Origin of the sequence: Salibacterium halotolerans, assembly GCF_900115625.1 — a bacterium.
Classification (GTDB): domain Bacteria; phylum Bacillota; class Bacilli; order Bacillales; family Marinococcaceae; genus Salibacterium; species Salibacterium halotolerans.
Window position 1 is genome coordinate 163,679 of sequence record NZ_FOXD01000004.1, and the last position, 23,089, is coordinate 186,767.

General features: G+C 45.8%; 24 protein-coding genes and 1 pseudogene. 17 read left to right on the forward strand and 8 right to left on the reverse strand.

All coding sequences use genetic code 11. The features are described from left to right. The first annotated feature begins 221 nt into the window (after positions 1-221). Complete coding sequence (bioB, locus tag BM124_RS05220; RefSeq protein ID WP_093335788.1) at positions 222-1,220, forward strand: biotin synthase BioB; 999 nt, start codon at positions 222-224, stop codon at positions 1,218-1,220. A gap of 46 nt (positions 1,221-1,266) precedes the next feature. On the opposite strand, the gene BM124_RS18790 is transcribed toward bioB, so the two are convergent. Next, positions 1,267-1,413: a hypothetical protein gene (locus BM124_RS18790; protein WP_170840975.1), complete on the reverse strand. Its 147-nt coding sequence runs from the start codon at positions 1,411-1,413 to the stop codon at positions 1,267-1,269. A gap of 635 nt (positions 1,414-2,048) precedes the next feature. Between BM124_RS18790 and BM124_RS05225 the strand changes: the two genes are divergently transcribed. Genes BM124_RS05225 through BM124_RS05250 form a run of 6 tightly spaced genes read left to right on the forward strand, consistent with a single transcriptional unit; the run spans position 2,049 to position 7,849 of the window. After that, positions 2,049-3,977: a BglG family transcription antiterminator gene (locus BM124_RS05225; RefSeq protein WP_170840976.1), complete on the forward strand. Its 1,929-nt coding sequence runs from the start codon at positions 2,049-2,051 to the stop codon at positions 3,975-3,977. Positions 3,978-3,991: 14 nt separating this feature from the next. Next, a complete protein-coding gene (locus BM124_RS05230) occupies positions 3,992-5,002 on the forward strand; it encodes a 6-phosphofructokinase (protein ID WP_093335790.1) in 1,011 nt (336 codons plus the stop codon). Next, entirely contained in the window at positions 4,995-5,285 is a 291-nt protein-coding gene (locus BM124_RS05235; RefSeq protein WP_093335792.1) for a PTS sugar transporter subunit IIB, read from the forward strand. Before BM124_RS05230 ends, BM124_RS05235 begins: the two co-directional genes overlap by 8 nt. 22 nt (positions 5,286-5,307) lie before the next feature. After that, positions 5,308-6,570: a PTS sugar transporter subunit IIC gene (locus BM124_RS05240; protein WP_093335793.1), complete on the forward strand. Its 1,263-nt coding sequence runs from the start codon at positions 5,308-5,310 to the stop codon at positions 6,568-6,570. A gap of 15 nt (positions 6,571-6,585) precedes the next feature. Beyond that, a complete protein-coding gene (locus tag BM124_RS05245; protein WP_093335795.1) occupies positions 6,586-6,978 on the forward strand; it encodes a tetratricopeptide repeat protein in 393 nt (130 codons plus the stop codon). Between the two features lie 19 nt (positions 6,979-6,997). Next, positions 6,998-7,849, forward strand: a complete 852-nt coding sequence (locus BM124_RS05250; RefSeq protein ID WP_093335796.1) for a class II fructose-bisphosphate aldolase — start codon at positions 6,998-7,000, stop codon at positions 7,847-7,849. A gap of 634 nt (positions 7,850-8,483) precedes the next feature. On the opposite strand, the gene BM124_RS05255 is transcribed toward BM124_RS05250, so the two are convergent. Continuing rightward, positions 8,484-9,269, reverse strand: a complete 786-nt coding sequence (locus BM124_RS05255; RefSeq protein ID WP_093335798.1) for a DeoR/GlpR family DNA-binding transcription regulator — start codon at positions 9,267-9,269, stop codon at positions 8,484-8,486. Between the two features lie 230 nt (positions 9,270-9,499). Between BM124_RS05255 and BM124_RS05260 the strand changes: the two genes are divergently transcribed. From BM124_RS05260 to BM124_RS05295, 8 genes and pseudogenes are all read left to right on the forward strand, one after another. Continuing rightward, positions 9,500-10,270, forward strand: coding sequence for an SDR family NAD(P)-dependent oxidoreductase (locus BM124_RS05260; protein ID WP_093335799.1), 771 nt, complete (start codon positions 9,500-9,502; stop codon positions 10,268-10,270). A 14-nt stretch (positions 10,271-10,284) separates the two neighbouring features. Then, positions 10,285-11,394: an MDR/zinc-dependent alcohol dehydrogenase-like family protein gene (locus tag BM124_RS05265; RefSeq protein WP_093335801.1), complete on the forward strand. Its 1,110-nt coding sequence runs from the start codon at positions 10,285-10,287 to the stop codon at positions 11,392-11,394. A gap of 69 nt (positions 11,395-11,463) precedes the next feature. After that, positions 11,464-12,735: an MFS transporter gene (locus tag BM124_RS05270; protein WP_093335802.1), complete on the forward strand. Its 1,272-nt coding sequence runs from the start codon at positions 11,464-11,466 to the stop codon at positions 12,733-12,735. Positions 12,736-12,830: 95 nt separating this feature from the next. Further along, positions 12,831-13,292 carry a ribose 5-phosphate isomerase B gene (rpiB, locus tag BM124_RS05275; protein WP_093335804.1) on the forward strand — a complete coding sequence of 154 codons (462 nt, stop codon included), beginning with the start codon at positions 12,831-12,833 and terminating at the stop codon, positions 13,290-13,292. A 12-nt stretch (positions 13,293-13,304) separates the two neighbouring features. Next, entirely contained in the window at positions 13,305-14,309 is a 1,005-nt protein-coding gene (locus BM124_RS05280; RefSeq protein WP_093335805.1) for a dihydroxyacetone kinase subunit DhaK, read from the forward strand. A gap of 13 nt (positions 14,310-14,322) precedes the next feature. Further along, the gene (gene dhaL / locus BM124_RS05285) at positions 14,323-14,967 is read left to right on the forward strand and encodes a dihydroxyacetone kinase subunit DhaL (protein WP_093335807.1); all 645 of its coding nucleotides are present in this window, start codon (positions 14,323-14,325) and stop codon (positions 14,965-14,967) included. 18 nt (positions 14,968-14,985) lie between these two features. Beyond that, complete coding sequence (gene glpX, locus BM124_RS05290) at positions 14,986-15,939, forward strand: class II fructose-bisphosphatase (protein ID WP_093335808.1); 954 nt, start codon at positions 14,986-14,988, stop codon at positions 15,937-15,939. 75 nt (positions 15,940-16,014) lie between these two features. Beyond that, positions 16,015-16,167: pseudogene (locus BM124_RS05295) on the forward strand (transketolase-like TK C-terminal-containing protein); the annotation flags it as partial. 653 nt (positions 16,168-16,820) lie between these two features. On the opposite strand, the gene BM124_RS05300 reads toward BM124_RS05295, so the two are convergent. Beyond that, positions 16,821-17,318, reverse strand: a complete 498-nt coding sequence (locus BM124_RS05300; protein ID WP_244504240.1) for a hypothetical protein — start codon at positions 17,316-17,318, stop codon at positions 16,821-16,823. A 32-nt stretch (positions 17,319-17,350) separates the two neighbouring features. Further along, positions 17,351-17,848 carry a hypothetical protein gene (locus BM124_RS05305; protein WP_093335811.1) on the reverse strand — a complete coding sequence of 166 codons (498 nt, stop codon included), beginning with the start codon at positions 17,846-17,848 and terminating at the stop codon, positions 17,351-17,353. Between the two features lie 103 nt (positions 17,849-17,951). Here BM124_RS05305 and BM124_RS05310 point away from each other — a divergent pair, with 103 nt between their 5' ends. Beyond that, the gene (locus BM124_RS05310) at positions 17,952-18,392 is read left to right on the forward strand and encodes a hypothetical protein (protein WP_139217067.1); all 441 of its coding nucleotides are present in this window, start codon (positions 17,952-17,954) and stop codon (positions 18,390-18,392) included. 528 nt (positions 18,393-18,920) lie between these two features. On the opposite strand, the gene BM124_RS18795 is transcribed toward BM124_RS05310, so the two are convergent. Next, the gene (locus tag BM124_RS18795; RefSeq protein ID WP_170840977.1) at positions 18,921-19,067 is read right to left on the reverse strand and encodes a hypothetical protein; all 147 of its coding nucleotides are present in this window, start codon (positions 19,065-19,067) and stop codon (positions 18,921-18,923) included. 21 nt (positions 19,068-19,088) lie between these two features. Beyond that, complete coding sequence (locus BM124_RS05315) at positions 19,089-19,427, reverse strand: hypothetical protein (protein WP_093335813.1); 339 nt, start codon at positions 19,425-19,427, stop codon at positions 19,089-19,091. Between the two features lie 170 nt (positions 19,428-19,597). Between BM124_RS05315 and BM124_RS05320 the strand changes: the two genes are divergently transcribed. Beyond that, the gene (locus tag BM124_RS05320) at positions 19,598-20,254 is read left to right on the forward strand and encodes a cupin domain-containing protein (RefSeq protein ID WP_093335906.1); all 657 of its coding nucleotides are present in this window, start codon (positions 19,598-19,600) and stop codon (positions 20,252-20,254) included. 75 nt (positions 20,255-20,329) lie between these two features. On the opposite strand, the gene nhaC is transcribed toward BM124_RS05320, so the two are convergent. Continuing rightward, positions 20,330-21,799, reverse strand: coding sequence for a Na+/H+ antiporter NhaC (nhaC, locus tag BM124_RS05325; protein ID WP_093335815.1), 1,470 nt, complete (start codon positions 21,797-21,799; stop codon positions 20,330-20,332). Positions 21,800-21,813: 14 nt separating this feature from the next. Then, entirely contained in the window at positions 21,814-22,959 is a 1,146-nt protein-coding gene (locus BM124_RS05330; protein WP_212634935.1) for a trans-sulfuration enzyme family protein, read from the reverse strand. Positions 22,960-23,089 lie beyond the last annotated feature (130 nt).

Sequence of the window (23,089 nt, forward strand, 5' to 3'; positions counted from 1 at the left end):
GGGGCGCAGGCTTGTATTTGAGCTTACTTGGCATGTATTCGACAAAGGTTGGCACGTATCTTCACGAGAACGGCATGTATAAGAATGAACCTGGCTCATAAAAGGGAAAGAAAAGCATCTTACTCACGCTGCGGCTATTTTTCATGCTGTTCTTATTGTTTAATTGTAAACTTTATTGTATATTAGGTTTACAATAATCAATAAAGAATGGAGGACGTGAGATGAATCAATGGATGGAACTTGCGGATAAGGTGTTGGAAGGCGGCAGCCCGACTACAGCGGAAAGCCTGGCGGTACTGGACTGCCCGGATGACGACATACTGCCGCTCATGCACGCAGCCTTTCTCATCAGGAAAAAGCATTTCGGGAAAAAAGTGAAGCTGAACATGATCATGAATGCCAAATCAGGGCTCTGCCCGGAAAACTGCGGGTATTGTGCGCAGTCGGCTGTGTCAACCGCTCCGGTGGAGACGTACAGCATGGTCACGAAAGAGGTGCTGCTGGAAGGAGCCAAACGCGCGTATGAGCAGAATATCGGCACGTACTGCATTGTGGCAAGCGGACGCGGCCCCGCAAATAAAGACATCGACCATCTCGTGGAAGCGGTGGAAGATATCAAACATACATACGGAATGAAAATCTGCGCCTGTCTCGGACTGTTAAAACCGGAGCAAGCCCGCCGTCTAAGGGAGGCCGGCGTGGACCGCTACAATCATAATGTGAATACGTCGGAAAACAATCACTCCGCCATCACGACGTCCCACACCTATCACGACAGAATAGACACCGTCGATACCGCAAAACAAGCCGGGATGTCCCCGTGCTCAGGCGTCATTGCAGGAATGAAAGAATCGAAACAGGATCTGGTGGATATGGCGGAGAGCTTAAAAGAGCTCGATGCGGATTCAATTCCAATCAACTTTCTGCACGCGATTGACGGCACGCCGCTTGAAGGCGTCCACGAACTGAATCCCCTGTACTGCCTGAAAGTACTGGCTCTGTTCCGCTTTATCAATCCGGCCAAAGAAATCCGCGTCGCCGGCGGACGGGAGGAGAACCTCCGTTCCTTACAGCCGCTCGCGCTCTATGCCGCGAACTCTATTTTCATCGGAGACTACTTAACAACAGAAGGCCAGAACAATGCAGAAGATCACAGAATGCTTGCCGACCTCGGTTTTGAAGTGGAAAGCGTGGAAGAAATGAAAGCATCCATGCAGTAGTGAAAAGCTGAGACAGTCATAAAAAGCAAGCCGGCTGAACCGAGGATCAGCCGGCTTGCTTTTTCGCTCGTAAAGAGGTTGTTTTGGCATGTATCCGGCTTAATTTGGCATGTAAATCCGCCAGTTTGGCAGGTACCAGAACCGCCCGCTTGTATTTGGGGGTGCTTGGCATGTATTCGACAAGCTTTGGCATGTATCTGGTCGGGGACGGCATGTATAGCAGAAAAATGAGACGGCTCCCAGCTGTTTTTATTATATTACTTGTTCAAATTCCGTCATGCGGCCAAAAGTCGGCGGCACCATACTGCAAACGTAAAGTTAAACCATTCATAAGACAGTTTGAGACAGCCGATGGCCGGTCAAACGTAACATAGAACGATTCATAACGACGTTTTTTGTAATCAGGAGCAGTTAAACGTAAGTATGATGAAAAATAGGGCGGTTCGGGATCTGCTCTGTAATGGTATAACAAAAGATAGGATCATGAACCATAAAAGAAAATTGTCAAACCAACTAGATCCTATTGCTTTTTCACGTTGTATCATACCTGCTCGAGCATATGATAGAAATTCAGGTGATTTACGATGATGCCTGCGGTTTTCCCCAGCCCGGCGATGATGAAATTGCTAACAAACTTTAAGACACTGCCTCCTGTTTCTACTACTTCTCAGGGTCCTCATAGTAGACTATGAGAAAAAACAGTCCACTGACATATCCATTTTCCCCTTCAAAAAAGATATGAAATATTTCCGTTTTTATTTTGTAAGCGATTTCTCATCTATGCCGGGCTGTTTTTGTTTAGAATATAAATCAAGAGGTGAGCTCACCATGTTAAATGAAAGACAGCGCAGTCTCATGCAGCTGCTTCTCGAGAAAGATTCACACATCAAGCTTCACGAACTGGCCGGCTTCTACAGCGTCAGCGAGAGAACGATCCGCAATGATGTGAATGAAGTAGAGTATTTTATCACCCAGTACAAATCGGAGTTGGAACGAGATAAGTCGCAGGGGGTGATGCTGAAGATGAACGACCCGGAGAAAAAGGAGGTGAAGCAGTGGCTGCAGCACGCTGGTGAATATACCATCCGGTTATCACCGTTGGAGCGGATGATAACGATACTGGGAATACTTTTTCAATATGAACAGCCTGTTACTTCTAAAACGTTGTCTGACATTATGCATGTCACCAGAAGAACCGTCTTGGATGACCTTCGGAAACTCGAAGATTATCTCGAAAGCCACCAGGTGGGCATTCAGTATAAAAGCAATAAAGGATTTATTCTGGACGGCCGGGAGTTGAACATCCGCCGGTCCTACAAAGAGTTATCGAACCAGTTCGGCGACGACAAAACATTCGAATGGCTGCTTGAGCATTTAAATATACCCGAACATGACATTCTGCTTCTGCGGGACAAAATCACCAGGCTCCTGCAATGGAAAATGCCGGAGCTCACGGATTTCGCGCTTCAGGGGATCATTATCCACAGTGTATTGTCGCTGCAGCGGCTGAAGCAGAACAAAACAGTTCAGCTGCCGCCTTACGAAATAGAAGAGTTGAAGAAATATGAAGAATTCCAAACAGGAAAGCAGATTATTGCTGTCATGGAAGAATTCGCGGATGACTTCATCTGTGAGGAAGAGGCTTCGTTTATTACGCTGCATCTTTTGAGCTCCAAGACGCTGCGTCATATAGATGATCAGGAAGATCACAAATTACAGCAGCTGGTGCAGCGGTTAATAGCAAAAATCAGTTTTCAAAGCGGAATTGATTTTATGGATGATACGCAGCTGGAGCAGGGGTTAATTATTCATCTAAAACCTGCTATTTACCGTTTAAGATTCCAGCTCGGTCTGAACAATCCTATGAAACATCAGATCGAAGATGAATATGATCGTCTCTCCCAATGGATCACTTGGAACCTGAATGAAATAGAAGAAGAATTCGGGATTTCATTTAATATTGATGAAATCTGTTTTCTCACCCTGCACTTCGCAGCCGCCATCGAACGCAGAGAGTCCCGTACGCTGACCAAGGTGATACTCGTCTGCGGAAGCGGCATCGGAACCGTGCAATTGATGAAAAGCAGATTGAAGCGCCTGTTTCCTGAAATTATGGTAACGGAAGTGATTCCGTATCACAAGCTTCAGCAGGCACGCAGTACAGAAGGGGCGGACTTTATATTTTCAACGACACCGGTTGAAGAAAGCAGCATACCTTCCATCACGATTAACCCAATGATAGAAGAAAGGGATCAACAGAAGATATCGGAATTACTCATAAAAAAGCAAGAAAGGAAGTCTGGTCCTGTGTTGGAAAACGTTCTTAAGTCTGAATTCATTCAACTGGATGTGCCGGCTGAAGATTGGATGGATGCCATTCGAATCGGAGGCAGGCCACTGGTGGAACATCACATGGTAGAACCGAAGTATATTGACGCCATGATTCAAATGGTAACAGAAAACGGGCCGTACGTTGTGTTGGATAAAGGGGTGGCAATGCCCCATGCCAGGCCGGAGGAAGGAGTAAATGAGTTATGTTTGAGTTTCGTAAGGTTATCAACCCCCGTTCATTTTGGACATGAAGCCAATGATCCGGTCCAACTCGTGTTCTGTCTTGGAAGCACCGATGCCGAGACTCATTTACGGGCCCTGCGTCAATTGGTAACCGCTTTAAATGAGGAGAATTCCAAAAGCACCTTTATGACAGGAGACAGCGAAGATATCTTACAAACTATTAAAGAAGCGAGTTTACTATAAAAAAGGGGGGATGAATGTTGAAAGCAGCGGTGATAACAAGCGGCGGGGATGCTTCCGGTGTGAACGCCGCGATCCGCATGATGATCAGTGTTGATGTCGATTATATAGGCTATCACGGCGGATTCGAAGGAATAGTGAATGAGACTCCTTTCTCGTTTACCAAAGAGGACTTGATTTCCTGGTATAACAGCGGCGATTTGTTCCTGAGAAGCGGAAGAACCGACTTAATGAAAACAGAAACAGGTCCTCTTCAGGTCAAGCAGGCGTTAATGGAGCAGCAGGTGGACGTTCTGATCGTATTTGGAGGCGATGGTTCGGCCAAAGGTGCTTTGAAACTGAAAGAAAGCGGTGTCAATGTGATCCATGTCCCTATGACAATCGATAATGATATAGAGGGAACTGACTATACGATCGGCCACAAGACCGCTGTCGAGTATATTCAACAGCAGATTATTCGTCTGAGACAGACCGGGAGAAACCTGGGCGGCCGGGTCTTCATTATGGAAACGTTCGGAGGCATGTCAGGTCAGTTAACGCTGGCATCGGGCATCGCAGGTAACGCCGACATTCTGCTGCTTCCTGAATACGATTTCAGTATCAGCGATATAGCAGCACGTATCACACAAGAAAAACAGGCAGGGAGAGACTCTGTCATTATTCTCTGTACAGAATCCGCCTTCCAGCCGGACGAATACAAAAACGGAGATCAGGGTGTGATTTCAAAAATAAGTGAGCAACTCGAGCCTCTGCTTGGTGAGAGAATCCGGCAGTCGATTCCCGGGTACACGCAGCGGTGTGGAGATCCCAACATGGAGGATCAGCTTTGTGCTGCACGTTTAGGCGATTTTGTCCGAAAGAAACTGGAAGAAGAGACGTATTCATTCATGGCGGGATGGAAAGACGGAAGTCCCTGCGCCGTTCCTCTTGAACACGTGCGCAAGAAAGAGGGGCTGGATGAAGAACTGGCGCAGGCAGCAAAGTATCAGCATTTAATTCCAGGAGAAAGAAGGGATAGCGATGAATAAAAAACCTGAAATATTGATGGTATGTGGAGCTGGACTTGGAAGCAGCTTTGCGTGCGAAATGAACGTGGAAGATGTATTGAAAGAACAGAATATGGAAGCCAAACTATCTCATTGTGATATTTCAACCGCCAGCTCCACCCCGGCAGACGTTATTGTAACAGGAGCGAATTTCGAGTCACAGTTTAAGCAGTATGACATCCAGATTCCAATCATTTATCTGCAGCGGATGGTGGACAAAAACGAAATACGGGACAAATTGCTGCCGGAGCTTGAAAAACTTTAAACACTGAAAGGGGAGCGCTAGGATGCAGATTATACAATTCATTGTAAATGATATTTTGGGTCAGGCTTCTATCATCGTTGCGTTAGTGGCTATGGTAGGCCTGATAGCCTTGAAAAAATCACCGGGGCAGATCATTTCCGGAACGATGAAAACCCTTCTTGGATTTCTTGTCCTCATCGCCGGGACAGAGATTCTCACCGGGACATTGGGCTTTTTGGGCAACGTGTTTCAGGAAGGCTTTAATATCCAGGGAACCGTGACAGATGTGAACGCCATCGCGGGTATCGCCCAGCAGATGGTCGGACAGGAAACAGCCTTAATCATGGTGATAGCGTTTGTTGTAAACATTATTATCGCAAGATTTACAAGATTGAAATATATATTCTTAACGGGTCAGGCTTCTCTTTGGATGGCAACTGTTTTTGCACTAGTAGGATACATGGGAGGACTGCGGGGACCTCTGTTAGTTATTTCAGGCGGCTTGATTGCCGGTATTATGGCCGTTATCATGCCCGCCATCGCCCAGCCGATCGTACGAAAAGTCACGGGGACAGATGATCTTGCTCTTGCCCACTACTGCACATTCGGCTATATCGTTCAGGCCGGCGTGGCAAAAGTGGTCGGCAACAAAAACAGCTCCACAGAAAACTTCACGCTTCCAAAAAGCTTTGAATTCATGCAGGATACCTATTTATCCATGATGGTGCTTATGGTTCCGGTATATCTCATACCAACCATTGTCGCCGGGCCTGAAATCGCTTCAGAATTCACAGATGGAACGAATTATCTCGTGTATGCATTTTTGCAGGCTATTCAGTTTGTTGCCGGTGTGTATGTTGTGCTGTCAGGGGTTCGACTGCTGCTGGCCGAGATTGTTCCGGCATTCCGGGGTATTGCCATTAAAATTGTACCGAACGCAAAACCCGCGCTGGACTGCCCGGTTCTATTTCCTTATGCGCCGAACGCGGTCATCATCGGATTTTTGGCAACCACCGTTGGAACCATCATAGGACTCCTTTTCTTCCCGCTCGTTGGCCTGGCGTTAATTATACCAGGAATGATGACTAACTTTTTCGCCGGAGGTACAGCCGGCATCTTCGCCAATGCTGTCGGCGGCATCCGGGGGACGATTATCGGAGGACTGGCTCATGGTTTATTCATTACCCTGCTGCCTGCGGTATTTGTAACGGTGCTGGGCGGCTATGGTATTGATAATGTCACGTTCAGTGACTCCGACGTCATCACGATAGGCATTCTGCTCGGATGGTTCCTGGAATTATTCTAATCAGGAGGGATAAGCATGGGACTGATGCAATGGCTGAAAGGTGGAAAACAGGAAGAGGAAAAACCGGCATACCCGGAAATCAATATGGAAAAAAAAGAACAGGAGATCAAAGACCTGCGGCATTCGCTGGAGAGTGACACGGAGCCGGACACCAGGGTAGAGAAACTGAATCAGCTGGGAGCGGTGCTCTTTCAAACAGGAAAAGTTTCTGAAGCAATAGAGATATGGGAAGAGAGCGTTGGGTTTTATGAAAAACCCGGCTATCCCCACGGTAAGCTGATGGAAGCCTATACGAAAAAACAAACCGACGCCTGGAAAACCGGAGATGACGAAGCAAGCGAATATTACGCCGCCAAAATCGACGGGCTGATGAAAACAAATAAAGACTCTATCCGCTATAACAACTAAAAAAGGAGAGATTGTATCAATGTTAGTACCATTACATGAAATCTTAAACGAAGCGAAAAAAGAAGGATATGCTGTCGGGTCCTTTAATCTGCACTGCATGGAAATGCTGCCATCCTTCATTGAAGCCGCGGAAGAACAGCATTCTCCGATCAGCATTCAGATCTCGCACGGAACAGCAAACTATATCGGCCTGGATCTTATCAAAGCGATGGTGGAGACGCTCGCCGCGAAATCGAATGTGAAAGTGGCGCTGCACCTGGACCATAACAGCGATGTGAATTTTATTAAAAAAGCGGTCCAAGCTGGATTTACCTCGGTGATGATTGACGGCTCCGATCTTCCCCTGGAAGAAAACATTGCAGTAACAAAAGAAGTTGTGGATTTTGCCAGACCGTATAACGTCTCTGTGGAGGCGGAAGTAGGAGCTATCGGCGGAACGGAAGACGGGGTCAGTCTGAAAGAGGACGTAGACTTTACGAAGCCCAACGATGCAGCGTATTTCTACGAACAGACAAAGGTGGATGCCTTAGCGATTTCCATTGGTTCCTCCCACGGCCAGTACCGTTCCAAATCCAAACTGAACTTCGCGGTTCTTCAGGAAATCAGTGAACGGGTAGAGATACCGCTCGTTCTCCACGGCGGCACGGGTGTGTCTTATGATGATATTCAGGAGCTTATTCATTACGGGATTGCGAAAATAAATATAGGCACTGAACTGAATGTCCGCTACATCGAAGAGGGAAAGAAAACATTCTCGGAATCGCCGCTTGAGAACTCCCTCCGGAAAGTCCTCATCCCGTGCAACAACCGGGTCAAGAATATTGTAAAAGAAAAGATCGAGCATTTCAGTAAAGCGCCGTTGTATAAATAACACCTGTAACGATTGATTGATCAAACCGGCTGGACGCGCTCCAGCCGGTTTTTTTGATGTGTCTTGGCTGGGTTGGTTGGCCGGTAAAGGGTCGGGTTTGGCATGTATTGAAGTTGATTTGGCATGTAACCCGCCAGTTTGGCAGGTACCAGGAGCGCCCGATTGTATTTGGGCGTACTTGGCATGTATTCGACAACCTTTAGCATGTATCTGATCGGGGACGGCATGTATGGCAGGGGAACGAGACGGTTACCGGCGTGATCCCGGCTGCATTTTTTCCTGCCTACGGCCAAAAGTCGACGCGAACTTACTGCAAACGTAAGGTGGAACGGTTCATAAGACAGTTTGAGACAACCGGAGACCGGTCAAACGTAACTGGGCATGAGTCATAACGACGTTTATGGTACATGGGAGCTGCTAAACGTAAGTAGGAAGAAAAATCCGGCTGGTAAAGGGGTGGGTTTGGCATGTATCTGCCCCGAAACGGCATGTATGGCAGAGAACCCGGCTTATTTAAAATAGAAAAAGAGGATGGCACGCAGCCAATCCTCTTTTTCTATCTTTAAAATACACATCAAGAAGTGAGCTTATCAGGCTTAACGAAAGGCAGCTTCGTAATATTCTTATCAAGAACTTAGGTATCTGCAGATGGAAAAATCACCTCAACATTTTGATTGTTCAGTTGTTGAGTAATATCTTCAGGTAAGGAACAGTCAGAGATTAAATAATCAATATCGCTCAGGGAAGCAAAAGAGGATATTGAACTTTTATTTATTTTTGAGAAATCGACAAGAGCTGCCACCTTATAAGCCTTTGCCACCATCTGCTTCTTTAAGTCAACTTCATAGACATTAAAATCCGTAAGTCCGGTATCCACCGTGAACCCGTTGGCCGATGTAAACATAATATCCACGTGAATTTTATTAAGCATTTCAACGCCTAAAACCCCTTCTAATGAGCTGGAGCCATGCCGGACCACTCCCCCTAAAAGTATGACTGTTAACTCAGGATTTTCTCTTAGTTCCAGCGCTGTATAAATGCCGCTTGTAACGACGGTAAGCCGTTTATCTATGTCTTTCAATAATCTAGCCAATTCAAGTGCCGTAGAGCTGGCATCCAGAAGAATGCAATGACCATCTTCAACGAAAGAAACAGCTTGATTAGCAATAGTGATTTTTTCCGGTTTATTTTTCCTTTCTCTTGAATGGAAATTGATTTCGTTTTCTTGTGAATCAGGTAGAACCGCGCCACCGTGTGTCCGCTGCAGCAACCCTTCTTTCTCCATATCCTTTAAATCAGAACGCAGTGTTACAACGGACACGTCCATAGTATCAGCTAATCCGCGGACGGTAATACGGTGATCGATATTTAAAAATTCGAGAATTTTCTGCCGGCGTTCTGCAGCGAATAATTTAGCCATGTAGACACCCTTTTTACTTGTATTCTTATAATAATAGTAGAAGAAAATTTGGTTTTTAGCAAAGTGTTTGCAAAAATTCGAAAACGTAAACATCACATCGGCTTTTTCGTGAACGAAAAAGAAAATTATCGAAAATAAAAAAAGTTAAATTATTGACAAATCGAAAGAAAATGATACCATTTACATATAAATTAATTGCAAGCGCTTTCTTAAGGAGGGCAGGTGTTTCGTTGAGTGTATATGACCTTTTTCATTTAGAGGGAAAGACGGCTCTGGTAACTGGTGGGGCCAGAGGACTTGGTAAAAGCATCGCCAAGGCTTTGTCAGAAGCAGGAGCCAGGATTATTATTACGGATATTCATGTGGAGGAAGCTCGTCAAGCTGTTCAGGAAATGACCCCCGCAAGTGAGCAGCATTTTGCTTTGGAAATGAACGTGACAGACGAGGAGAGTGTTCAGTCTACCATCAATCAGATTACAGAAGAATACGGAGGCATTCATATACTTGTAAATAATGCAGGAACCGTTCAAAAAAAGCCTACGATAGAGATGAGCTTGAAAGAATGGCAGACAACGATGAATGTGAATGTCGACGGCGTGTTTTTAACTTCCAAGTTTGTTGCTGAACACATGATGAACCGCGGCGGCGGAACAATTATCAATATGGCGTCGATGTCCAGTTTTATTTCCAATACAGAAGCTCAAAGTGCTTATAATGCGTCAAAAGGTGCGGTGCATACAATGACCAAATGTTTTGCACTGGAATGGGCGGACGACAGTATTCGTGTGAATGCCATTGCACCAGGGTATATGGAAACAGATATGACAAAACCCATATTTCAACCAGGGGGTGAGTTGGCACACGTTCTGGATTATGTACCAATGAAGCGGCTTGGAAAACCGGAAGAACTAGGGGGGATGGCTGTTTACCTTGCATCTGATGCTTCTAGTTTCGTGACCGGATCAACGTTTGTAATTGATGGTGGATATACAATCTGGTAAAAGGAGAGGATAACATGGCAAAAATGGTGAACGAACAGCAAAAGAAAGCGCTGGAGTATCCAGAAACCATGAGAGCAGTTGTTGCATATGGACCCAGGGATTATCGTTTTGAAGAAGTGTCGACACCAAAACTGGAGAACAGTCAGGAAATTATTGTGAAAGTTGAAGCGTGTGGAATATGTGCCGGAGATATCAAAGCCTTTGAAGGAGCACCCAGCTTTTGGGGAGACGAAACACAGCCGCCGTACATTAAAGCACCGGTGATCCCCGGACATGAGTTCATTGCACGAATTGTAGAAATGGGCGAAGATGTAGAAGGCTATCAAGTAGGGGACCGGGTTATTTCAGAACAGATTGTGCCATGCTGGAACTGTCGTTTCTGTGGACGCGGACAGTACTGGATGTGCGAAAAACATGACTTATACGGCTTTCAAAACAATGTAAACGGCGGCATGGCGGAATACATGAAATTCACAAAAGAAGGTATTAACTACAAAGTTCCTGAAGACATGCCGATAGAAGACGCCGTCTTGATTGAGCCGTACGCCTGCAGTATGCATGCTGTGGAGCGTGCGCAGATTCAACTAGGGGATTTTGTCGTTCTGTCCGGAGCGGGAACGCTTGGCCTTGGGATGGTAGGTGCTGCCAAGAAGTCCGGCCCAGAGACATTAGTAGTGCTGGATCTGCAGGAATCAAGGCTGAATCTGGCTAAAGAGTTTGGTGCAGATATCGTAATGAATCCTAAAGAAGTGGACGTGGTGAAAGAAATCAAGGAAATGACAGGTGGATATGGATGTGATACGTATATTGAAGCAACGGGGCATCCGGCATCTGTAGAACAAGGATTGAACATGATTCGTAACTTAGGGCGTTTTGTAGAGTTCAGTGTCTTCAGTGAACCGGTATCCGTTGATTGGAGTATTATCAGCGACCGAAAAGAATTGGATGTATTAGGGTCTCACCTCGGGCCGTATTGTTATCCCTCTGTTATTAAAGGGATATCAAATGGAGATTTGCCGACACAAGGCGTCGTCACGCACCGGATGTCTCTGGAACAGTTTCAGGAAGGCTTTGACTTAATGAAAAAAGGGACGGAATCACTCAAAATTATTCTGGAACCATAAGGGAATAAAGAAGGGAGGTGACCCTCCCTTCCCAATTTAAATCAGAATATTCTGATAAGGAGGAAAAACATGAGCACTGCAGTGAAGCAAGGTAATATTTTAGATAAGGCCGGACTTCCATCGCACTTATTCTGGGGTTATTTAGGGGTTATCATTTTTATGATGGGAGATGGGTTGGAGATAGGCTGGCTCAGCCCCTACCTGGTCGATAAAGGACTTAGTGTTTCTCATGCCGGCTTTTTGTTTACGGCTTACGGGATAACCGTCGCCATTTCTTCATGGCTTTCAGGTGTTTTATTGGAGGCTTTTGGTGCTAAAAAAACAATGCTGATGGGCCTGATTGTTTATTTGGTTGGAACCATAGGGTTTGTCGGCTTTGCCATACCTAACCTATGGTATCCATTGATGCTTCTGACGTATGCCATCCGCGGCTTTGGATATCCCTTATTTGCCTTTTCGTTTTTAGTGTGGATCGCCTATAGAACCCCGTCAAAACAATTAGGAAAAGCAGTCGGGTGGTTCTGGTTTGTGTTCACCGGCGGGTTAAATGTCGCTGGTGCTTATTATTCCATCTGGGCTATTGAAAACCTGGGACACATCAATACACTGTGGACCGCGGCACTCTGGGTGTCACTTGGTGCTGTTTTTGCCCTTCTTTTTAACAAAGATAAAATTGAAGAAAGTACAAATGATGTCGAAGAAAGTAAAGCAAAAGAAATAGTAAAAGGTATCACTATTCTGAAAAACGAGCCTAAGGTAGCCATGGCCGGGATTGTACGTGTAATAAATCAGACAGCGCAGTATGCTTTTCCGATCTTTTTACCGACGTATCTTGCTACTTACGGTTATGATACATCGTTATGGCTGAGTATATGGGGCAGTATTTTTGTTGCAAATATCGTGTTCAATATCGTATTCGGTGTACTTGGCGATAAAATGGGCTGGCGGAACACTGTCATGTGGTTTGGAGGCGTTGGCTGCGGGATATTTACGCTGACCCTTTATTATATCCCTCAAATTTTTGGCGATAATATGTTCTTACTTGCAACAGCGGGACTGCTATGGGGAACTTGTCTGGCAGGATATGTTCCACTTTCCGCCCTGGTACCGTCTCTTGTAAACGAAGATAAAGGGGCTGCCATGTCTATTCTAAATCTCGGTGCGGGTTTATGTGTATTTACCGGTCCTATGATTGTAGCTTTAACGTATGATTTTATAGGTGCCGGCGGCGTGATATGGGTATTGGCAGCACTCTATTTTGGCGGTGCATTCATGACGAAATTTATTACCCTTCCAGGTAATAGAAAAACAGTTGAGGTTATAGAAGAAAAAGAAGCCTAAAAATATAATTTAATACGAAAATAAACGAAAATAAAATTGACAAAACGAAAATAAATATGAAAGAATAAAATTATATACAAAAGGGAGTGGATATAATGAAAATTGCAGTCGGCAGTGATCATATGGCATATGAACTCAAAGAAATCGTGAAATATCATATCAATCAGCTCGGCCATGAAGCAGTAGACTATGGGTGTTATAATTGTACTGAAGTAGACTATCCTGATGTGGCGTTTGAAGCAGCACAAGGTGTGAAAGACAATCAAGCAGAAAGAGGTATTTTAATCTGCGGCACTGGAATCGGTGTCTCCATCTCAGCGTGTAAAGTACCGGGTATCCGCGCTGCCTTATGCCACGATGTCTATTCGGCGGAAAGAGCCCAGTTGAGCAATAATGCTCAGATTTTAACTATGGGAGCGCAGGTAATCGGCCCGGAACCGGCAAAAAAGATTGTCGAAGCTTATTTAAATGTGACATTTCAGGGAGGAAACTCCGAGCGTAAGGTGAACAAGATTATAGAGAAAGAAAAAGAGTTTATGGAGGTACACAATAACTAGGAGGTTGGGTGTATGAAGAAGTTAATCAATGATCCGGATAGTGTTGTGGAAGAAATGATAAGCGGATACTTGAAAGCGCATTCAAGTATAGTGAATGGATTGGATGCCAACCCACGCTCCATCATAAAAACAAATGCAGGATCAAAGGACAAAGTAAGCGTCATTATAGGCGGAGGGTCGGGTCATGAGCCGGCATTTATGGGATATGTTGGAGCAGGCATGGCAGACGGGGCGGCCGTTGGAAATATTTTTTCATCCCCGCCTCCTGATCCGGTGGTAGAAGCAGCAAAGGCTTCGCACACAGGCAGCGGTGTCCTGCTTATTTATGGGAACTATCAGGGGGATGTCATGAATTTCGGCATGGCCGTGGATATACTGGAGATGGATGAAGATATCGAAGCCCGGGAAGTAGTTGTTAAAGACGATATTGCGTCGGCATCAAAAGAAGAAGCAGAGAAACGCAGAGGCATAGCTGGTGAATTTTTTGTTACCAAAACTGCCGGAGCTGCGGCGGAACAGGGTTATTCGTTTGATGACGTGCAGCGCCTGACCGAAAAAGCAAACCGAAACGTCGCCTCCATGGGTGTTGGTCTATCTCCGTGTTCCCTGCCGCAGACAGGCAAACCAAGTTTTGTCCTCGCAGATGATGAAATGGAAATCGGGTTGGGTCATCACGGCGAACCAGGTGTTGAGAGGGATAAGTTAACTACGTCCCAACACGTAACAGAGCGTATTCTCAACGATATTATCATCGACATGGGACTAAAACAAAAGGAAGAAGTATCTGTTCTTATTAACGGATTAGGATCTACAACCAGAATGGAACTTTATATTATGTATGACAAAGTAGAATCCCTCCTCAAAGAAAAAGGAATCACGATTTACAAGTCGTATGTTGGAGATTATTCTACATCGATGGAAATGGGAGGCTGCTCGATAAGCCTGCTGAGAATGGACGATGAATTAAAACCCCTGATCGATGCTCCGGCCAAGTGCCCGATGTACACTCAAAGCTAAAAGGAGAATGGCTATGATACAAGAGACAGAATGGAAACGCTTATTTGAAAGGGCTCACCTCACGATGGAAGAAAATAAAGATTACTTGTGTGAATTGGATCGCCCGCTCGGGGATGGGGACCACGGTGTGACCATGTCTATGGGTTGGAAAGCTGTCAGCGAAAATATAAGGGAAGAATTAGAAGGGGAAAACGACTGTGGAAAAATAGCCTCCACATCAGGGCGGACGTTTTTAAGCGCTGTCGGTTCTTCCGTAGGTCCTCTATATGCTTCCGGATTTATGGAAGGCGCTAAAAGAATTAAGCAGAAAAACGACCTTTCCGATGAAGATCTCCGGCAGTTTTGGCTTGGTTTTATTAATGGTGTACAAAAGCGGAGTGGAGCAGATTCAGGCGATAAAACAATGATGGATGTTTTATATCCTATCCAAAAAGTTCTGAATGATGAAACGATTCCGGTCGAATCACGCTTTGAACATGCGCTTTGGGCTGCAGAACAAGGGATGGAAGCCACAAAACATATGATATCGCATAAAGGCAGGTCCAGCCGGCTCGGAGAACGATCGTTAGGATTTCAGGATCCGGGCGCAACATCGATGTTTCTTCTTTTTTCGACATTTGTAACACAGGCGACAGAAAGCAGAAATGCTCATTTATAACAGGGGAGGGGGCTCATCATGAAAGATATTGCTATGTCGTTTCTTTCCGTGACCGAGAAAGCGGCCGCAGAAGTTTATCCGTATATCGGAAAAGGAGATAAAATGACGGCCGACGAACAAGCTACAAAAGCCATGAGAGCTGAACTGAACCAGCAGCCATATACGTCCCGTGTTGTGATCGGGGAAGGGGAGATGGATGAAGCCCCTATGCTCTATATCGGAGAAGTACTTGGAAATAAAGGAACTGCTTCCATTGATCTAGCCGTAGATCCAATCGACGGAACAACGTCTGTAGCCCAGGGCCGGGGAAATACGATAGCAGTGCTGGCGGGGGCACCAAAAGGCAAACTGCTTCATGCTCCGGACATGTATATGAAAAAGATAGCTGTAGGACCGAAAGCGGCTGGTGCTGTTCATGTGGAGAAGCCACTTGATGAAAATATTGAAGCGGCGGCCAAAGCCTTGGGAAAAGACATTTCCGAGATGAATATCATGGTTCAGGACCGGAAACGCCATCATGAAGATATCCGAGTGATTCAGGAATTGGGAGCAAGCGTCACACTATTTGCAGAAGTAGATATTACGTATGCTGTAACGACAGCTCTGGAAGAATATGATACCGATATGCTGGTAGGTATAGGCGGCGCGCCGGAAGGAGTTATCGCAGCAGCAGCACTCAAGAGTCTGGGCGGAGATTTTCAGGGAAAGTTAATGCCGCAGAATGAGAAAGAATACGAACGCTGTATCAATATGCAGATCCAAAATCCAGATAAAATCCTTACGCTTGAAGACATCGTTGACAGCAGCGAATGTTTTTTTACAGCTACCGGCATAACAGATGGAACACTTCTTCGAGGAGTGAAGAACGAAATGGGCACAAATTTAAAAACACATTCTTTTCTTTCATCTGCCGGACAGTATCGGTTCATTGAATCAGCGCACGTAAAGATTGTGGAACAGCCGCTTGTATAATTCGCTTGAATGCGGGAAGTATGTATGGAGAGGAGTGGGAACGTGGCCATCAACCATAAACACAATTCGAATGTATCCATCGACTGGTACAAATATGTCGGTAGTCATGGTACCGTATATGAAATAGATCGATTCGGCGCCTCTGCACCAGGAGGGGAAGTCGTGGAAAAATACGGATTTGAACCGGAAGGCGCAACAGAAGCCGCCTGGCAGTTAATAAAGAGATAAATCAGAAATGCACCGTGGTATAAATAACATCTGTAATGATTGATGGATCAAACCGGCTGGACGCGCTCCAGCCGGTTTTTTTGATGCGCTCTGTTCTTGGCTGGGTTGAGTTGGCTGGTAAGGGGGGTGTTTGGCATGTATCCGGCCTGATTTGGCATGTAAATGCGTTAGTTTGGCTGGTACCCGGGGCGCCGGCATGTATTTGGGTGAGTTTGGCATGTATTCGACAACGTTTGGCGTGTATCTGCCTCGAAACGGCATGTATGGCAGAGGAACGAGACGGTTGCCGGCGTGCTCCCAGCTGCATTTATTTTATTTCCTGCCTGCGGCCAAAAGTCGGCGCGAACTTACTGCAAACGTAACGTTAAACAGTTCATAAGACAGTTTGAGACAGCCAGCGGCCGGTCAAACGTAACTGGGCATGAGTCATAACGACGTTTATGGTACATAAGAGCTGCTAAACGTAAGTAGGAAGAAAAATCCGGCTGGTAAAGGGCTTGATTCGGCATGTAAATCCGCAAGTTTGGCTGGTAAAAGGGGCGGCGGCTTGTATTTGGTCTTACTTGGCATGTATCTGACCGCAACCGGCATGTATGTCAGGAAAGCCGGATCACAAAAGATAGAAAAAGAGGACGGGACCACACGTCCAACCCTCACAGCTTCATCAATCGTATAATCTGTCCTGCATTAAACCCTATCCAACCTCCGATAAATGGGAAAACACCGATAGGAGAATCTAATCTTATAGAGTCAACATCCCAAACAAAAAAAAGCACGGTGAAAACTACGCTGCCGATCATGAGAATGCCGGTCTCCATCATCGTGTTCCGCTTCCAACGCTTTTCGCCCCAGTGGTATCTGTCAAAAGCCTGAACCATCCGGCTTGTTTTTGTACCGATTGGCTCTCCTGTCTTAAGCGTGTACAGGGGCGGAACGGCTGTGAGCCATAAAAGCACGCAGCATAACCCAAGAAGAACAGAAGCTGATCCTACGTTGTGGACATAAAAAGCAAACAATACGAATAATAACAACATCAAGAGATTTTGCTGGACTAACTGCTTCTTTTTTAAACGCTTGACTTCTTGTATATCCCACTCTGTTTCATGCATCGTATCCAGCCTTTCTATGGAGGCACCGTTGTACCATGCCATTCCTATGAAACGAACGCCCTGTAGATTCAGTATCACGTACCCACTCTTACAGTCTTGTCAAAAGATATTCCTAAATAACTATATGTTATCGTTACGTTTTCGATCTGTTTGTCATGAACAACACTCATTCCATAACTTTTATCATCCGTTACAGCTGTATCATTATTGACTTTTTCCCGCAGCTTAACAGGGGATGTATTCGTCTTGATTGCTACATTATCTAATTCGTGCAGATTAAAGTCTTCCGCCTCTTGATTAAACGTGTCCGTTACAATAAATCCCTTTGATGGGTTACTGACCTGGATCTTGACATTTGATGGTTCTTCATTACCATTGACCGACACGTCATCAATATGTACGTCGCTGAACCCTTTATTTCCGATTGCTATGACGACGGCATTGTAGTTGTTTATTGAACCAATAGATCCTTTAACTAATGGGGGATTGAATAGAATAAAAGAAAAAATGCCGGCGGATATAGCTGCTATGCTTATTAAGGAAAACGTCATGACTTTTTTCCGTTTTTTCAAGCTTTTCCTCCTCATTTTAACGATCTCTCCTATCTTATTTTATCACGAGACAGAGACAATTTCTGTGATAAGATGGGAAAAGAGTGAAAGAGAGGTAATAACATTGAAAAGAATACTGCGGCACAGTCTTATCATGTGGATTCCTTTCGCGCTGCTTTGCCTCGGGGCCGGTTTTGCCGTCGAACTGGTGGAGGGGAGTGAGGTTGCCACCACGCGCTATACCGGCTTTCAGAATATCGGTACAGGCTTCCTGCTGATGATCTGGTTCACGGGTGTCCTCGCGTATCCTGTTACTTTCCTGCCGTTGACGCTTTTGATAAGTAGAATTACCAATCGGAGGATGATCCGTATCGTAACGTATGCCTTCATCAGCGGCCTGGGCGGATGGTGGTATTTCAATGGCGCCTATGATCCATTCATAGAGCAGTATGGATTGAACAGCATGAGCGCGGTTGTCTGTGTTGGAGCGGCTGGAATCCTGTATGCGCTGCTTGATCATTACCTGTTTAACCACCCGAAAGCCTTCCGCGGAGAAGGAGAATAGGAACTATTATCTTACTGGAATGCCGGTGAAAAATCTCCATTGATGCATCTTGTTCCGCTCGTAAAGGAGTGGATTTGGCATGTATCCGGCCTGATTTGGCATGTAAATGCGTTAGTTTGGCTGGTACCCGGGGCGCCGGCATGTATTTGAGTGTGTTTGGCATGTATTCGACAACGTTTGGCGTGTATCTGCCCACAATTCGCATGTATGGCAGAGGAACGAGACGGTTGCCGGCGTGGTCCCGGCTGCTTTTATTTTATTTCCTGCCTGCGGCCAAAAGTCGGCGCGAACTTACTGCAAACGTAACGTTAAACAGTTCATAAGACAGTTTGAGACAGTCAGCGGCCGGTCAAACGTAACTGGCCATGAGTCATAACGACGTTTATTGGAAAAACGAGCAGCTAAACGTAAGTAGGAGAAAATATAGGGACAAAATCTGCATGATCTAAAAAATCAGCCGCATGTCTCAACGGACACAGCGGCCGTAATGTTTTTCGTATGGTGTTGTGACAATGAAACAACCGGGTCTCATTTCTTTTTCACCTTGTACCATGCCTGCTGCAACACACCGTAGAAGTCCAGTTGGTTTCCGATGATGTCAGCGAGTTTCCTCACGAGACCGGTCATGATAATCATAGAACCAAGTACGATGATGAAATTCCCTATAAACTCCAAGGCGCGGCCTCCTGTTTTCTATTACTCTGGTGCAATACTTGTTTTTTTCCATTTGATATAGGTGTACCCGATTTCGATGATGGAGCCAATGATGAAAATGGCAGCGAGAGTGAGGGTGGCGTTCATTGTCATGCCGGGTACGAAGTACAATCCTACGAGGATAACCATTCCAAACGGCAGCGTCCATAATGACCGGAGCAGTCTTCTCCGGTAACTCAACCGGTAATAAATGATAGCTTTTCCTGAATCGACTTTTCCGTGTTCCTCATTTTTCACTTTCGCTATGGTGCGGTACATCCAATCGGCAGCTAATACGGTTAAACCAATCAAGACATAAATAAATAACATGGGAACGGTCATCGGTATCCTCCTTTGCAGTGAGCTTATGAAAAAGAGATACATATCGATGGAATTTCCTTACGTTTATGATATCATAAACCAAATGCGGGTCAATGATGCGGCGGTAGGCGGGTGTCACATTCTCTTTTGTTTCACATATGGTGATAAAAAAACAGGAGGGTATTGATATGATGAGGGATCCGTATACCGAGCAACCTGCGGCGGAACCGCAGTATTTTTTCAACCTGAATACAAACCGTCTGTTCACGCGGAACGACCAAAATTACATTAACCGGCTCGGCCGGGATAATTTGAATACACTCGGGGATGTGTCGCTGCTCGACATTTACCTGAGCAATGGACATGTGGTGGAGCCGCATTATCATCAGAATGCGTCGGAGCTCGTGTACTGCATTTCCGGCGCGGCCGAGGTGTCGCTGATCAATCCATTCACCAATGAAAGGACCACGCTCCGGATCACGCCGGGTGAGGTGGTAAGCGTTCCGCAGGGTTGGTGGCATTGGGATACCGCCCTGGAAAATAACACCCACTTTCTTGCCATTTTCGACGCGCCGTACCCGGAATACATTCTATACTCCGACCTGCTTTCGAAAACGCCGGCGGACGTGATGGCCCAAACGTACTGCATCGATCCCGAGGCTTGGGAGCAAGCGATCGCGCCGCTGCAGGGCGAGACGATCATCATCGGACCAACCGATGAATGCGCCCAGCAGCAACAGCAGGTCCAGGGCACCATGCAGCAAAACAACAAACCCGCCCAGAAGCCCCTGCCGTACCACGAACCGTACTACGTCTACCCGTATCCGCGCTATCCGTATTACTATTGAAAAAAAGCGGTCTCTGCCTTGAGAAGCAGGGACCGTTTTTTTTAAAACATAAAACAAGGAAAATCGAAGTTATTATTATGAAATGTTCGATTCGGAATGATCTTGATGGTTCTCTTCCAACTTCCGGATGCCAAAGCCGTTCGTGTAGAGGGCGAGAAAACCATACAACGCAGAGAAGACGAAACCGCCCAGGTTAAATATCGCCCACGGCAGGAACTCAAAGTTACCTACACCCAGCGTTGTGGCCATAAATACACCGGATACCGTCCAAGGCATCAATACTTCGGTGATTGTAACGGAGTCTTCCATATTCCGGGACAGGTTCGCCGGGTGCATGTTCTTTTCCTGATAAGCTTTTCCGTATATATCCTGAATAAGAAAGTAAGTCACCAACGCGTTGGATGTGCCGTTAATCACGGCAAAACCGGTTAAAAGGGACGCAAAGGTGAGGCTTCCGATTGTTTTCAAATATACAATTACCTGTTCCAGAATAACATTCAGCGCCTGGGATTTCTCCAGGGCGGAAGCAAAGAAAAAGGCAACGAATACAAAGAACGTGGCATTGTACATAGAGTAAAGGCCGCCTCCGCTAAGCAGGGATTGAATATCTTCCGTAACGACTCCTTCTCCCAATCCGCTGATGGTGTCGGCGATCATTTCAATACTGAAACCTGATACCGCTGAAGCAAAGACATTTCCGAGTGAAACATTCTGAAGAATCAGAGCAAGGATCATAGCAGAGAACGAAGAGGCAAATAGAACAATCAATGGAGACTTTTTCATGATGGAACCAGCGATCACAATAACGGCCGGAATCAGCAGAACAATATGAAGCTGAAACAACTGATCGATACTGTCGATCATCGTCCGGATATTTGACAGCTGACTTGTGTTGGTTTCAATGTTCAGCCCAACAAAGAAAAACACAATAAAAGCAATGATTGATGAAGGAATGGCGGTGTATAACATATGTTTAATGTGTTCATAAATGTTCGCACCGGCAGCGAGTGAGCTCATATTCGTCGTATCCGATAAGGGTGACAATTTGTCCCCGAAGTAAGCGCCGGATACCACGGCCCCGGCGGTAACAGCCAAGGAGATATCCATTGTCTGGGCAATGCTCATCAAGGCAACCCCGATCGTACCGGCAGATCCCCAGGATGTGCCAACACAGGTGGAAACAATCGCTGTTACCAAAAAGGCGAGCACGTACAGGTAATTCGGATTAATCATTTCCAGTCCGTAATAAATAAATAGTGGAATCGTACCGGCAATAAACCATGTTCCAATGAGCAGTCCGATGCTGAATAAAATAAGGATGGCGGGCAGGGCTTTTTTTATTTTTTCTCCCATTAACTCAATAATGGAATCCCAGCGGTTTCCGTTCAGCATAGCGAAAATGGCGAACACAACTCCCGCAAAAAGAAGCATCAATTCGGCTGGATATTCCATAACTCCGATTCCGGCGATGAAAATGGCAACCGTTAGTACAATGGGAATCAAAGCCATGACGATGGAGGGGCGTTTTACACTGTCTTCACTCATTTTCAAACACTCCTTTAAGAAATAGTGGAGAAGGCTTGTTCCAAATCTTGAATCTGCATTTCGTACCCTTCAAGACCGACCGATAACCGGATCAAGTCCGGAGGCAGGCCACCGGCTTTCAACTGCTCCGCATTATCATCTTTTAACGGGGATGTGACCAGGCTTTCGAATCCTCCCCAGCTCACCCCGATTTTGAAAAGGTCGAGGCTGTCAATAAAGCGGGACACATTCTCAAACCCTCCTTCTTCTAGTTCAAAACTGATTAATCCAGAGAAGCCAAGCATCTGCTCTGACAGGAAGGGAGCGGAATCGGTATAAAGACTGGGGTGGTGCACCTGTTTAACGGCTTGCTTCGTGCGCAGATAATCCACGATATGCGATGCATTCGTTTCGTGCTGTTCCAGACGAACCGGAAGCGTTCTCAATCCCCGCAGCACAAGGTAGGCGTCATGCGGCGAAAGCACGGAACCTCCTAATTGGAAGCCGTCTTTGAAAATATGATCGATCATGTCGGCTCTTCCAATGACAGCTCCGCCGACTAGATCGCTGTGTCCGCCGATGTATTTCGTTAAGGAATGGACGGTTATATCAAAACCGAGCGTCAGCGGTTTCTGAAAAAGGGGAGTAGACCACGTATTATCAATAACAGAAGTGATGTTGTGACGTTTGGCGATGGCTGCCGTATCTTGTAAATCCAGTACTTTCATCAGCATGGTGCCGGGACTTTCCGTATAAATCATCTTCGTCTCCGGCTGAATCGCGGCTTCGAGCTCCTTTGGATCATTTTCGATGAAAACGGAAGTAATCCCGAACTTCTCCAGCAAGCCCGCCAGCTCTTTGGTCGGACCGTATATATGATTCATGAATATGACATGATCACCGTTTTGTAAAAGAGATAAAAAGATCGAGCTTATGGCCCCCATGCCGGACCCAAAACACTTGCACTGCTCCCCCCTCTCCAGCGATGCCAGTTTGTACTCCAAGACGTTCACTGTCGGGTTCACTCCGCGCGTGTACACGTACTGTTCTCTTTCTTTTTTCTGAGCCTCGGTGAACTCCCGGAATGTCGGAAATGTGAAAAGAGAGGTCTGGTACACTGGAACGGAGGCCGCTCCATGATAGCTTTCGGTATCGATATCGGTACAAATCTTTTTATCCACCTGCAACATAAGGCAACACACTTTCTAATGATGTATTGCAATTATACTATCATACTATCATGCTGTATGAAAGGTTAGATTTTTCAGAATTATATGCAAGGTCATCTGTTTCCTATATATTTGATACAAT